At 68.1% G+C, this 12,887-nt stretch carries 14 protein-coding genes; 13 read left to right on the forward strand and 1 reads right to left on the reverse strand.

Annotated elements, in window-relative coordinates; all coding sequences use genetic code 11:
* From C5B85_RS08285 to C5B85_RS08340, 12 genes are all read left to right on the forward strand, one after another.
* Positions 1 to 605 (forward strand): NAD-dependent epimerase/dehydratase family protein (locus C5B85_RS08285; protein WP_146077891.1); only part of this gene is annotated, 605 nt, incomplete at its 5' end.
* A 61-nt stretch (positions 606 to 666) separates the two neighbouring features.
* Positions 667 to 1,458 carry an AraC family transcriptional regulator gene (locus C5B85_RS08290; protein WP_104285569.1) on the forward strand — a complete coding sequence of 264 codons (792 nt, stop codon included), beginning with the start codon at positions 667 to 669 and terminating at the stop codon, positions 1,456 to 1,458.
* 230 nt (positions 1,459 to 1,688) lie between these two features.
* Positions 1,689 to 2,720, forward strand: coding sequence for an iron-siderophore ABC transporter substrate-binding protein (locus tag C5B85_RS08295; protein WP_104285570.1), 1,032 nt, complete (start codon positions 1,689 to 1,691; stop codon positions 2,718 to 2,720).
* Positions 2,717 to 3,763 (forward strand): iron ABC transporter permease, encoded by a 1,047-nt coding sequence (locus tag C5B85_RS08300; RefSeq protein WP_219819373.1) that lies wholly within the window; start codon positions 2,717 to 2,719, stop codon positions 3,761 to 3,763. Before C5B85_RS08295 ends, C5B85_RS08300 begins: the two co-directional genes overlap by 4 nt.
* 50 nt (positions 3,764 to 3,813) lie before the next feature.
* Positions 3,814 to 4,872: a FecCD family ABC transporter permease gene (locus C5B85_RS08305; protein ID WP_374953091.1), complete on the forward strand. Its 1,059-nt coding sequence runs from the start codon at positions 3,814 to 3,816 to the stop codon at positions 4,870 to 4,872.
* The gene (locus C5B85_RS08310; RefSeq protein ID WP_104285571.1) at positions 4,869 to 5,729 is read left to right on the forward strand and encodes an ABC transporter ATP-binding protein; all 861 of its coding nucleotides are present in this window, start codon (positions 4,869 to 4,871) and stop codon (positions 5,727 to 5,729) included. Before C5B85_RS08305 ends, C5B85_RS08310 begins: the two co-directional genes overlap by 4 nt.
* 55 nt (positions 5,730 to 5,784) lie before the next feature.
* Positions 5,785 to 6,246, forward strand: a complete 462-nt coding sequence (locus tag C5B85_RS08315; protein WP_104285572.1) for a LexA family transcriptional regulator — start codon at positions 5,785 to 5,787, stop codon at positions 6,244 to 6,246.
* Positions 6,239 to 7,615 (forward strand): Y-family DNA polymerase, encoded by a 1,377-nt coding sequence (locus C5B85_RS08320; protein WP_258070671.1) that lies wholly within the window; start codon positions 6,239 to 6,241, stop codon positions 7,613 to 7,615. The genes C5B85_RS08315 and C5B85_RS08320 overlap by 8 nt, the downstream gene beginning before the upstream one ends.
* 194 nt (positions 7,616 to 7,809) lie before the next feature.
* Positions 7,810 to 9,498 carry an HNH endonuclease signature motif containing protein gene (locus tag C5B85_RS08325; protein ID WP_146077892.1) on the forward strand — a complete coding sequence of 563 codons (1,689 nt, stop codon included), beginning with the start codon at positions 7,810 to 7,812 and terminating at the stop codon, positions 9,496 to 9,498.
* Positions 9,499 to 9,710: 212 nt separating this feature from the next.
* Positions 9,711 to 10,433, forward strand: coding sequence for a DsbA family protein (locus tag C5B85_RS08330; protein WP_104285574.1), 723 nt, complete (start codon positions 9,711 to 9,713; stop codon positions 10,431 to 10,433).
* Positions 10,430 to 10,660, forward strand: coding sequence for a hypothetical protein (locus tag C5B85_RS08335; protein WP_104285575.1), 231 nt, complete (start codon positions 10,430 to 10,432; stop codon positions 10,658 to 10,660). The genes C5B85_RS08330 and C5B85_RS08335 overlap by 4 nt, the downstream gene beginning before the upstream one ends.
* A 152-nt stretch (positions 10,661 to 10,812) precedes the next feature.
* Entirely contained in the window at positions 10,813 to 11,562 is a 750-nt protein-coding gene (locus C5B85_RS08340) for an SGNH/GDSL hydrolase family protein (protein ID WP_104285576.1), read from the forward strand.
* 158 nt (positions 11,563 to 11,720) lie between these two features.
* Here the strand turns inward: C5B85_RS08340 and C5B85_RS08345 are convergent, their stop codons facing one another.
* Complete coding sequence (locus C5B85_RS08345) at positions 11,721 to 12,239, reverse strand: SRPBCC domain-containing protein (protein ID WP_104285577.1); 519 nt, start codon at positions 12,237 to 12,239, stop codon at positions 11,721 to 11,723.
* Positions 12,240 to 12,491: 252 nt separating this feature from the next.
* Here C5B85_RS08345 and C5B85_RS08350 point away from each other — a divergent pair, with 252 nt between their 5' ends.
* Positions 12,492 to 12,866: a hypothetical protein gene (locus C5B85_RS08350; protein WP_146077893.1), complete on the forward strand. Its 375-nt coding sequence runs from the start codon at positions 12,492 to 12,494 to the stop codon at positions 12,864 to 12,866.
* The last annotated feature ends 21 nt before the right edge of the window (positions 12,867 to 12,887 follow it).

Consider the following 12,887-nt stretch of genomic DNA (forward strand, 5'->3'; position numbering starts at 1 on the left):
CCGACCTCGACCCGATCTTCGTGCCCCACGTGCTCAACGAACTCGTGCACTCCCCCACGCAATTCGTGCACACGAGCGGCATCTGGCTGTTCGGCGACAACCAAGCCATCACGGAAGCCTCCGAGCCAGCCGCACCAGAAATCGTGGCGTGGCGCATCCCCATCGACCAACAGGTCATCAACAGCAACGTCAACACCGCTATCGTCGCACCCGCCGTCGTCTACGGCGGGCAGGGCGGCGTCACTCAGCTGCTCGCCGGCGACGGCTCCGCGCCCGTGCCGCTCGTCGGCGACGGCCGCCAGCACTGGACACTTGTGCATGTCGACGACCTCGCCGAGCTGTACGTGCGCGTCCTCGAGAAGGGAGCGGCCGTCGGCTACGTCATCGGGGCGAGCGGCGAGAACCCGACGGTTCGCGAGATCGCCGTGTCGGCCGGCACCTACGCCCCTCTGATCGAGGAGAACCCGGATGCGAGCCGCGCTCGACTCGGCGCACCATTCGCGGACGCCCTCCTCCAAGACCAGGCAGCGACCGGCGAGTACGCCAGGGAAGCCTACGACTGGGCGCCGTCACACGGTGGCTGGCTCACGACGGACCGCGCCTGAGATCCAGACGCGCCGGTCGGTGCAGCCGCCAGCGTGCCGGCCGAATCCGTAGGCTCGCCCCATGAGCACGATCGACGTGCCGGAAGTCGACCGGCGCACCCTGCCCCTCTACGAGGCGGGGTCCGTCGAGGTGCCGTACGTCATCGACGGCATGGACGAGGCGATCAACCGCAACACGTTCTGGGAGGAGCACTCCCACCCGACGCACGAGCTCATCTGGAACACGCGAGGCGCATCGTCGCTGACGGTCGGCTCCCGCACGTGGACGATCACGCCAGCGGTTGGCCTCTGGATTCCCGCCGGAGTCCGCCACACTGCCTGGACGCCGGCCGGCACCTGGTACCGAACCGCGATGTTCAGCGTGCAGACCACGACCCCGATCGCAGACGAGCCCGTCGCCGTTGACGTGACCGATCTGCTGCGCCTCCTCCTCGATCGACTCGCCGAACCCGGACTCGACGACGCGTCGAGGTCGAAGACCGAGGCGATGGTGCTCGATATCCTCGCGCCCGCGCCGCACGAGCTTGTGCTTCGCATCCCGGAAGCCGAGTTGCTCATCCCCATCGTCCGGTCGTTGGAGGCGGATGTCCGGGACGGGCGCACGCTCGAGGAGTGGTCGACGCAGCTGGGTGTGAGCGCCCGCACCATCACCCGCCAGTTCCAGTCAGAGACGGGCCTCGGTTTCAGCCGCTGGCTCGCAGCCGCCCGCATCCAGCGCGCCATCGTGCTGCTGACCGATGGCGAGAGCATTGACGAGATCGCGGCCGCGGTGGGGTTCAGATCGGCCAGCGCATTCGGCACGGCCTTCCGACGGGTGACGGGCACGAGCCCCGGGCGGTTCCGCGCGCAGTGAGTCAACGCTGACGAGCGCCGTTCGTGTCCGTTTCGCGAAGAATGCTGTCGGTTCGCCTCGATTGCAATGCCGCCCCGCGTCCTTTAGCTTTGGTAAGGCACGCCTAACAGGGTAAGATCTAGAACCTGTCCGGCTGCCGCTGACTTCGACTCCGCGCCCCACTTCTTCGCCGTCCCGCGGCGGACTTCGGCGTGCGGAAAACTCCTCAGCTCCACCCTCGAAAGGACACCATGCCCCGCGCTTCCAAGCTCGTCGCCCTCGCCGCGACCGCGCTGCTCACGGCAGGCCTCGCCGCCTGCTCCACGACCCCGGCGACCGACGCCCCCGCGGGCGAGGCGAGCGGCGACTTCACGCCGATCACGATCGAGCACGCGCTCGGCACGACCGAGATCACTGAGAAGCCGGAGCGCATCGCGACGGTCAACTGGGCGAACCAGGAAGTTCCCCTTGCGCTCGGCGTCGTGCCCGTCGGCATGGCGCGCGCAGACTTCGGCGACGACAACGGCGACGGCATCCTCCCCTGGGTGAGCGAGAAGCTCGAAGAGCTCGGCGGAGAGACCCCCGTGCTCTTCGACGAGACCGACGGCGTCGACTTCGAAGCGGTCGCCGACACGAACCCCGACGTCATCCTGGCCGCCTACTCCGGCCTGACGCAGGAGGACTACAACACCCTCTCCGAGATCGCACCGGTCGTCGCGTACCCCGAGACGGCCTGGGCCACCTCCTGGCGCGACATGATCCGCCTCAACAGCCAGGGCATGGGGATGGACGCCGAAGGCGACGCGCTCATCACCGAACTCGAGGGCGAGATCGAGGCCACGGCCGCGAAGTACCCGTCCATCCAAGGCAAGAAGACGATGTTCCTGACGCACGTCGACGAAACCGACCTGAGCCAGGTCAGCTTCTACACGACACACGACACACGCAGCGCCTTCTTCGAAGACCTCGGCATGGCCTTCCCGCAGAGCCTCGTCGATGCCTCGGCGAGCACCGACCAGTTCTCGCAGACAATCAGCGCCGAGCAGACCGACACGCTCGCCGATGTCGAGATCATCGTCACCTACGGTGGCGAGGAGCTTGTCCAGACCCTGCAGGGCGACCCCGTGCTCTCTCAGATCCCCGCCGTCGCGAACGGCTCGATCGTCAACCTGCCAGGCACCGAGCCACTCGGCACGGCAGCGAACCCGACGCCGCTCTCCATCTCGTGGATCCTCGACGACTACGTCGCACTCCTCTCGCAGGCAGCCGACAAGGTCAAGTGACCCAGACCGCTCCTCCCCTAGCCGCCGGGGGTGTCGCCATCGTGCGACGCCCCCGGCGGCTGCGGGCGTTGTGGTTCGTCCTCGCGATCGCCACACTCGGCGCGCTGGTCGTCGTCTCCGTCATGATCGGCTCGCGAGACGTGAGCTGGGCGGATGCGGTGGCCGCGCTCGGCGGATCGACCAACGGCTTCGACGAAGCTGCGGTGGCGAAGCGCATCCCCCGCACCTTCCTCGCCGTCGCCGTCGGAGCGGCACTCGGCGTCTCAGGCGCGGTCATGCAGGGCGTGACCCGCAACCCCCTCGCCGATCCGGGCATCCTCGGCGTCAACATGGGCGCATCCCTCGCCGTCGTGACGGGCATCGCGTACTTCGGTCTCACTTCGGCGTCGAGCTTCATCTGGGTCGCTATCACGGGGGCCGCCCTCGCGGCAATCTTCGTCTACGTCGTCGGCTCGCTGGGCCGCGGCGGCGCCACGCCGCTCAAGCTCGCCCTCGCCGGCGCCGCGACCTCGGCCGCGCTTGCCTCGTTCGTGACCGCCATCATCCTGCCGCGCGGCGACATCAGCCAGAGCGCCAGGTCCTGGCAGATCGGCGGAGTCGGCGGCGGCACCTGGGACAGCATCTCGCAGGTCCTCCCCTTCCTCGTCGTCGGCTTCCTCATCAGCCTCGTCTCAGCGAAGGGCCTCAACTCGCTTGCACTCGGCGACGACCTCGCGGCGGGCCTCGGCGAGCACGTCGCCATCACGCGAGGTGCCGCGGCTCTCGGCGCTGTTGTGCTGTGCGGCGCCGCAACCGCCGTCACAGGCCCCATCGCGTTTGTCGGCCTCGTCGTGCCGCACGCCTGCCGCCTCATGTTCGGCGTCGACCACCGCTGGGTGCTGCCGTTCTCCGCCGTCGTCGGCGCATCCCTGCTGACCGGTGCCGACGTACTCGGACGCATCCTGACCCGCCCCTCAGAGATCGACGTGGGCATCATCACGGCCATCATCGGAGCCCCCATCTTCATCTGGATCGTCCGCCGCTCGAAGCTGCGTGCCCTGTGACCGCAACTCGTGCATCCGGCCAGCGCTCCCCCGCATCGTCGCCGACGTCGCTGGCCCCCTCGTCTCCCAACTCGGCGATCGAGGCGACTGCGCGTGCTGTCGCCAGCAGCCGCAATCGCCGGGCTGCTCGGCGCCGCTTCACGATGCTCGTGCTTGTCGCACTCATCGCGATCGTCTTCGTTTTCTCGCTCATGTACGGGCAGACGTTCTATGGCATCGACCAGGTCATCGCCGTCCTCCTCGGCCAGGACGTGCAGGGAGCGAGCTTCACCGTCGGCCGCCTGCGCCTCCCCCGCGCCGTGCTCGCGATCCTCGCCGGCCTCGCGTTCGGACTCGCCGGAGTCACCTTCCAGACCATGCTGCGCAACCCGCTCGCGAGCCCCGACATCATCGGCATCTCCTCAGGTGCCAGCGCGGCGGCGGCCTTCGGCATCGTCACGCTGTCGCTCGGCGCGAGCGAGGTGTCGTTCTTCGCGATCTTCGTCGGTCTCGGCGTCGCTCTCCTCATCTACGTGCTGTCGTTCAAGGGCGGCGTCACGGGCACCCGCCTCATCCTGATCGGCATCGGGATCGCGGCGATGCTCGACAGCATCACGAACTACGTGCTCTCGCAGGCCGCGCAGTGGGACCTCCAGGAGGCGCTCCGCTGGCTCAACGGCAGCTTGAACGGCGCATCCTGGAACGCCATCGCACCGGTGGCCATCGCCATCGTCGTGCTCGTTCCGATCCTCCTCGCGCAAAGCCGCAACCTCTCCGCGACGCAGCTCGGCGACGACACGGCGGCGGCTCTCGGGGTGCGCGTCAACCGGACGCGGCTCATCGTCATCGTGACCGCAGTCGGCGTGCTGTCGTTCGCGACGGCGGCCGCGGGCCCGATCGCGTTCGTCGCGTTCCTCGCCGGCCCCATCGCGGCGCGGCTCTTCGGGGGCGGCGGCTCCCTGCTCATCCCCGCAGGCCTTGTCGGTGCCCTGCTCGTGCTCGTCGCCGACCTCGTCGGCCAGTTCCTGCTCGGCACCCGCTACCCAGTTGGCGTCGTCACGGGCGTGCTCGGCGCGCCCTTCCTCATCTACCTGATCATCCGCACGAACCGCGCGGGAGGCTCGCTATGACCGTCGACCACACTCTTACCGTCGAGAAGCTCACGCTCGGCTACGGCGACCGAGTTGTCATCGACGAGCTCGACCTCCTCGTGCCACCTGGCAAGGTGACCGCGATCGTCGGCGCGAACGCGTGCGGCAAGTCGACGCTGCTGCGCTCCATGTCGAGGCTCCTCTCGCCGCGAGACGGGCACGTGCTCCTCGACGGCCAGGAAGTGCACAAGACGCCGGCGAAGCAGCTGGCGCGGATGCTCGGGCTCCTACCGCAGTCTCCGATCGCCCCGGAGGGCATCACGGTCGCTGACCTCGTCGGCCGGGGCCGCCACCCGCACCAGAGCATCCTCTCGAGGTGGAGCCACGACGACGACCTCGCGGTCGCGGCCGCCCTCGAGGCGACCGAGACCACGGCGCTCGCCGACCGGCACGTCGACGAGCTCTCCGGCGGGCAGCGGCAGCGAGTGTGGATCGCGATGGCCCTCGCACAGCAGACCGACCTCCTGCTCCTCGACGAGCCCACCACCTTCCTCGACGTGAGCCACCAGGTCGAGGTGCTCGACCTCCTCACCGACCTCAACCGCTCACGCGGGACGACAATCGTCATGGTCCTCCACGACCTCAACCTCGCCGCGCGCTACGCCGACCACCTCATCGCGCTCGCCGACGGCGGCCTCCACGCGGCAGGCGAGCCAAGCGACGTGCTCACGGTCGACACCGTGCACGCCGTGTTCGGACTCGACAGCCTCGTCGTGGAGGACCCCGTTTCCGGCCGGCCGCTCATGGTGCCGATCGGCCGCCACCACTCGGCCGGCGCATCCGTCACGCACTCCGGAGGTTCATCCGCGACAATTGAGGCTCGCACAACCGTGTGACTGGAGTGAGGCGGCAGCTGACCCGTCTCGCCTGATCAATGACAGGTGGCCGAGCATGAGCGATGCTGGCGTCGAAGTCCTCGCCTCCGTCTCGCCGCCCGCTGAGGGCGGGACCAGCTCCGGGCAGCCGGCGCAACTCGCCGAGCGCGCAGACGAGGCCGTCCCGGCAGGCTTCCCGTCTCCAGCCCAGGGCTACTACTCGGGGCCCGTCGACCTCAACCGGCACCTCATCAACGACCCGGCGGCGACGTTCATCGTGCGCGTCAGCGGCGACAGCATGATCGGTGCTGGCATCTTCGACGGCGACGAAATCATCGTCGACCGGTCCCTGGAACCCCACGACGGCAACGTCGTGATCGCGGTCGTCGACGGCGAGCTCACCGTCAAGCGCCTACGCTTCGAGCGCGGCCGCGTGCGCCTCGTCCCCGAGAACCCCGCCTACGCCGACATCGTGCTCGAAGAGCTCAGCGAACTCACCGTGTGGGGCGTCGTCACGAGGTGCCTGCACCGTGTCTGAGCCAAACGCCGTGAGCGAGGCGGGCGCCGTGAGCGAGGCGGGCACCGTGAGCGCCCGAACCCCAGGGCCTGCGCCCGACGCGACTCCCAGTGCGCCCCAGTCCGCGATCGCCATCGTCGACGCCAACAACTTCTACGCCTCCTGCGAGCGCATCTTCGACCCCAGCCTCGAGGGAAAGCCCATCGTGGTGCTCTCCAACAACGACGGATGCGTCATCGCGCGCTCCGAGGAAGCCAAAGCCGCGGGCATCCCGATGGGAGCTCCCTGGCAGGCCATCGCGCCCGAAGCCGCGATGAAGGGCGTCGTCGCCCGCTCGAGCAACTACGAACTGTACGGCGACATCAACGCCCGCACCATCGAGCTCCTCGGCCGGTACACGCCATCGCAGGAGGTGTACTCGATCGACGAGAGCTTCATCCGGCTACCGGGCAACCGCGGGGAGGCGCTCGCCGTCGCACGCGAGATCAGGGTGGCGATGCGCAAGCTCATCGGCATCCCCGTCAGCATCGGCATCGCCCCGAGCAAGACGCTCGCCAAGCTCGCGAACCGCGGCTCCAAGTCTGAGCCGTCACTCGGCGGGGTCTGCCACCTGGGCACTTACGGGCGCGAGCAGCTCAGCGGCATCCTCAGCAGCATCGACGTCGGGGACGTGTGGGGCGTGGGCCGCAAGATGGCCGCGAAATACGTGGGGCTCGGCATCCGCACCGCCCTCGACCTCCGCGAATCGTCGCCAACCGCCATCCGCCGCCGCTACGGGGTCGTGCAGGAGCGAGTTGTGCAGGAGCTGCGCGGCATCGACTGCCTCCCGATCGACGAGGTTCCGTCGGAGCGCGAGCAGATCCAGTTCTCCAGATCGTTTGCTGTGCCCATCTCGACGGTGCAGGAACTCGAGGAAGTGCTCTCCGTCTACACGCAACGCGCCTCGGCCCGCCTGCGGTCACAGGGTTCGCTCGCCAGGGCGATGAGCTGCTACGCGGCCACTTCCCCCTTCCGCGAGGGGCACGAGTCTCACGCCGTGTCTGTCGCCTTCCCAGAGCCCACCGACGACCCGGTTGTGCTGTTCCGAGCAGCCGCCGCGGCTCTCGGCCCTCAGCTGCGCAGCGACCTGAAGTACGTGCGGGTCGGAGTATCACTGTTCGAGTTCGTCGCTCGGGACTCATACGCCGCACTCGACATTTTCGGAGAACGCAGCGAAGACCGGCGTGTGGGGGAAGCCCTCGACGCCGTCGCCGCGAGATTCGGGCGGGAGTCGCTCGGGCTCGGCGTCGCAGGGCTGCGCGGCGGACGAACCTGGACGATGCGTCGCGAGATGATCTCGCCGCGCGCCACAACCCATTGGGACGAGTTGGCCGTCGTGAAGGCTGAGTAGGCGACGGGACCTCTTGTTACACCCAAGTCACTTAGTTGAGACACTGCTTTCGCATATAGGTACTAAAATACTTCTTTGAAGTTGTTTCCAGTTCTGGGGATAACTGGCGAACGGGCTTGCGGGGAACGTTTCACGGGTGAGGAAGTTATCCACAACCCTGCGAATTGTCGGTGGTGGTGCGTAGTGTTTGGGGCATGCAGCAGCACCGCGATGATGACGTTCCGGACCCTGGGTTTGACCCTTCGGATCCGGTGTCGGTCGCGGCGCGGCGGTCGGAGATTCTGGCGTTGGAGGAGGCTGCCGCGGCGATGCTCGCGGCGGGTACGGCGTTGCAGTTGCGGGCGCACGCGGCGGCGTACGAGTTCGGGCACGCGCTTGATCGTGCTGAGGGGTGCGCGGAGTCGGCGATGCATGTGCGCTCGATCGCGAACGAGGTGGGGTTGCTGGTGAGGCTCGCCGCTGGGACCGCGCAGGGGCACCTGGCGTCGGCGGCGGTGACGTTGCGGGAGTTCCCGGCGCTCACGTTCGCGCTCGAGGAGAATCTGGCGATGCCTGCGCAGGCTAGCACGCTTGCGAGCGTCGGGTTGAAGGTGAACCATGAGGATCCCGCGGAGCAGGTGCTGCGTCGGGCCGAGTTCCTGCAGGTCATGCTCGAGCGGGTGCGGCAGGAACCGTTGCCGCCCAAGGCTCTCCAGAAGGCGGCTGAGCGGGTCGCGGAGGAGCTCACCGGGGAGTCCATCGATCAGCGTTACGAGCGGGCGAAGAAACGCCGCCGCGCGAGCGTCGAGGACCTCGGCGACGGCATGAGCGTGCTGCGTGTGCTGATGAGCTCGTTTGTCGCGAACGCTGTCCTGGACCGGGCGCGGAAGCAGGGCAAAGCGATCATCAAGGCACGCCCCAAGCCAGACGCCACGATCGAAGAGCCAGCGGACGGCGCGAACCCGGCAGCCGGCACGAGCGCTGCAGCGGGCACGAACTTGTCGGCCGGCGGGAACCTAGCAGCGGGCACGAGCATCAACGCGGCGGGCGGGGAAGACAGCGCGGACCATGCGCCCGACGAGCGCACCCTTGACCAGGTCATGTCGGACGTCATCGCGGACACGCTCCTCACGAGCGACCCCATGAACCCCTCGGCCACCGCCGCGAGAGGCATCCAAGCCACCGCGCACATCAGCATCCCGGCCACGAGCATGCTGGCCGGCCCGAACAGTGGTGGCCCGAACACCGGCGGCCTCAACTCCGGCGGCCCAGGCGGCCGGGGCTTTGCTCCGGCGCTGCTGGATGGCATGTCGCCCATGCCGCTTGAAGAAGCGAAACGCCTCGCCGCCACCGCGCCGGCCTTCATTCGCGTCCTCACGCACCCCGTGACGGGTGCCGTGCAGGCCGTCGACTCGTACACGCCCACCGCCGCGATGCGCGCGTTCCTGCAAGCCCGCGACGTGCACTGCCGCTTCATCGGCTGCCGACAACCCGCCGCGAGATGCGAACTCGATCACACCATCGATCACCAGTACGGGGGCAAGACCGCCGTCTGGAACCTCAGCGACTTCTGCCTCGCGCACCACATCGTGAAACACCACACCGCCTGGCAAGTCAGACAGTTAGGCGGCGGGATCCTCGAGTGGACGACTCCGAGCGGGAAGGTCTACATCGACCGACCCGAACCCTACGGCGTGATCTTCACACCAAGCGACGAACTCCCACGAATGGCTTCGGTGAGCCCACGCTCGGCGGCAGCAAGAACGGCAGATCGACAACCAGATCGACAACCAGAACTGGAACCGGAAACAACACCGGCGTCGGTGCCAGCACCGGGCGACGATCGACCGCCCGGCGGTGACTCGCCTCCGCGCGCCCTCACCGTTCAGCCACCGCCGTTCTAAGCTCGCGGTCCGCACGTGGGCGCGGGAAGATCTGTCCGGCCCGCGGGGGGACAACCGCTGGCCCATCCGGTGCGTGCATCCCATGCGAATAGCTGCTAAGTGGGCCCTGGAGGAGCTGCGAAAGGGCCCTGGGCATGGCCGCGAAGTGCGGCTAGGAATAGCTGCGACGTGCGGCTGGGAATAGCTGCGAAAGGGGGCCTGTTGCATTGCGTGTGACGACAGCAGCGCAGGACGCACCCCAGAACAGCCCGCAGGCCGGCTCAGAGCAGGCACCGATCCGCATCGACATCTGGTCGGACATCGCTTGCCCCTGGTGCTACATCGGGAAGCGCAAGCTGGAGAGCGGCATCGAGCAGTTCTCCGCGGGCGGCAACGCGCCAGCCATCGAGATCGAGTACCACAGCTACGAGCTCTCCCCCGATACGCCCATCGACTTCCACGGGTCGACGACGGAGTACCTCGCCGAGCGCAAGGGCCTTCCCGTCGTGCAGGTCGAGCAGATGCTCGACCGAGTCACCGGAATCGCCAAGGACGTCGGCCTCGATTACGACTTCGACTCGGTGCAGCACGTGAACACCGTGCGCGCCCACGAACTCATCCACTTCGCCAAGGCGAACGGCCGCCAACTCGAAGCGAAGGAGCGCCTCCTAAAGGCCTACTTCGTCGAGGGACAGGACCTCAGCGACATCGAAGTGCTCGCCGACCTCGCCGCCGAACTCGGCCTCGACCGCGCCGCTGCCGTGTACGCTCTCGAAGAGCGCATCCACCACGACGATGTGCTCGCCGACCAGCAGCAGGCGCAGGCCTACGGCATCCAGGGCGTCCCGTTCTTCGTGATCGACGGCAAGTACGGCGTCTCCGGGGCACAAGAAGCGGCGACCTTCTCCGACGTCCTCACCAAGATCACGAGCGACCGCGACGAGGTGACCGTATGAGGGCGGGCACCGCAGCGGACGCCAGCACGAACGCGCCCACGAGGCCCGCGGAGACGAACCTCGAGACGGTTCTCCTTCTGGCAGACTTCCCCCAGGCGACTCCGCCGATGGAGTCCGGCCCCTCGCAGGCCGAGGCCCGTCAAACTGCAGAAGCGGCGACTCCGGGCGGCTTCACAATGCTCGGCGACGCGGGCACCGCCTGCGAAAGTGACGCCTGCCTGCTCTGACAGACAGCCAGACAGACAGCGAGAGCGAGTTCGCTTCCTCAGACCGACAGCAGGACCAGCGTCTGCCACAAGGCTCGACCGGACAGACCCACACCCTTCTCCGCTTCGGCGCCTGGGCGCTGCCCGGGTTGCAGTGTGATGAACTCTCCGACATGGGATTCACGAGTTTCGCGGCCGTCGGGGACAGCTTCACCGAGGGCGTCGGAGACGAGTTGCCGGGCGGTCAGGTCCGCGGCTGGGCCGACCTTGTTGCCCAGGGCCTCGCAGTCTCCTCACCAGAGCCGGTCACGTACGCGAACCTCGCCATCCGCGGACGCCTCCTCGACGCGATCCTCGAGGAGCAGCTGCCTGCCGCGATCGCCCTCAAACCGCAGCTGCTGAGCCTCAACGGGGGCGGAAACGACATCCTGCGCCCCCGCGTCTCCATCGACGCCGTCGCCCAGCGCCTCGTCGACGGGGCCAAGCAGGCACTGGACGCGGGCATCCACGTCATCCTCCTCTCGGGCGCCAACCCCTCAGACCACCTGCCGATGGGCAAGCGGATCAGCGCCCGCGGCGATGCGCTCGCGGCCGCCGTCCACGCGAAAATCCCGGCGCAGCCGGGCCTGACCTTCGTCGACAACTGGGCCGACCCCGAGCTCCGGCACCTCGACTACTGGTCGCGCGACCGCCTCCACATGGGAGCGAGCGGGCACCAGCGGGTTGCCGCAAACGTGCTCACGGCCCTCGAAGTGCCAGCGCCCGACTTCGGCCCGCAGGCCTCGAGCATCCAGCGTCCGCGCAATTCCGCGTACTGGCGCGAGTACGTCCTGCCCTGGATCGGCCGGCGCCTCACCGGCAGATCCTCCGGCGACACCCGCACGGCCAAGTACCCGACCCTCGAACGCGTCGTCACAGAGTAAGCACACGACACCTCGACGACGAGGGCCCCCTCCACAGGTCAAGTGGATGCGGCTGGCGGCGCGAGGTGGAGCGCACAGGGCCCGGCACGCCGGTAGCTGGGCCCGAGAGGCCGGCCCGAGAGACGAAGCCCCCCGAGGCCGGCCCGAGGCCAGGCACGCTACTTGTAGAAGCCCTCTCGGAGACGGACGCCGTGCTCGAGCCACACCTTCATGGCGGCCAGCATGCCGGTCCACCCCATCGAGTTGCCAAACGCCGCCTTCGCACCGGAATCGGTGAGGCTCCAGGCCGACTCGCTGATCCGGACCCGCGTGCGGGCCCCGTCGTCGACCGGGTCGAACTCGAACGTCGTCGTCGTGAAGCCCTGCCCGGCGCTGTCGTCCTCTGCATCCCACCGAACGACGATGCGGCTCGGCGAGACCGCCTCTACGACGTTGACGGGGAACGCCCCAGGGAAGTCAGCGAAGTCCCACTGCACCTCCGCTCCGGTCTCCAGCCGCCCCTTCGCGCCGCCCGTCGTGAAGTACTCGGAGAGGACTCTCGGGTCGGCGACCGCCTCGTACACCTCGCGCACGGGCTTCGAGATGAAGCCGGAGACCGTGAACCTCAGCGCCGTCAACGCACCACTCTCGCTCGCGCCGCCATCCCCACCAACGCTGCTCCTCGTGTCATCGCTCATAAGAAAACTCTCTCATTCAGGCTTCATGCCGTATAGTGGCGGAGTCAACGCATGATCGCCCCGCTTCTCGCGGACATTCCAGATCTCGCTAGTTGCCATCCGTGCCACCGGATCCGTGGCCACCAGGACCCAAGTCCGAGACGCCGTTCCACTCAACAGCAGACACTGCTCGCTCAACAGCAGACTCTGCTCGCGAGGACGCTCTGCACAAGAGCTCACGGCTGACCAGCACGCGCCCACCCCGGCGCACACATGCTTGAAAGAAAGCGCCCCGCCAACGCAGGCGGGCTGCGCCGCAATGAAACGAAGAATCGCATCACACTCGCAATACCATTCACCCTGCCCGCACCTCGAGTCTCTTGGCGACAAGCCGACGACGACGTGTACGCGGCGACCATCAGCGACGAGTTCGCTGGCTTCATCACGATCGCAGACACCGGTCTGCACACGCTCCAGGGCCCTCAAGGCCAGAGCATCGGCGACTTCGGAACGCTCGACGAAGCCCAGGAGGCGCTCGCCGAGGCCCTGTTCCCGGTCGAACACGACCAATCCGACGTCGCGGCGGCACGACCGCGTCGCCGTCGCGCCGGGCGGCGGGGCCCCGTCAATGCCCGCACCGCCAGCTAGGACTCCACGTGGCGGGGCTCC

Origin of the sequence: Pseudoclavibacter sp. AY1F1, from assembly GCF_002931075.1 — a bacterium.
In the GTDB taxonomy this organism is placed as follows: domain Bacteria; phylum Actinomycetota; class Actinomycetes; order Actinomycetales; family Microbacteriaceae; genus Pseudoclavibacter.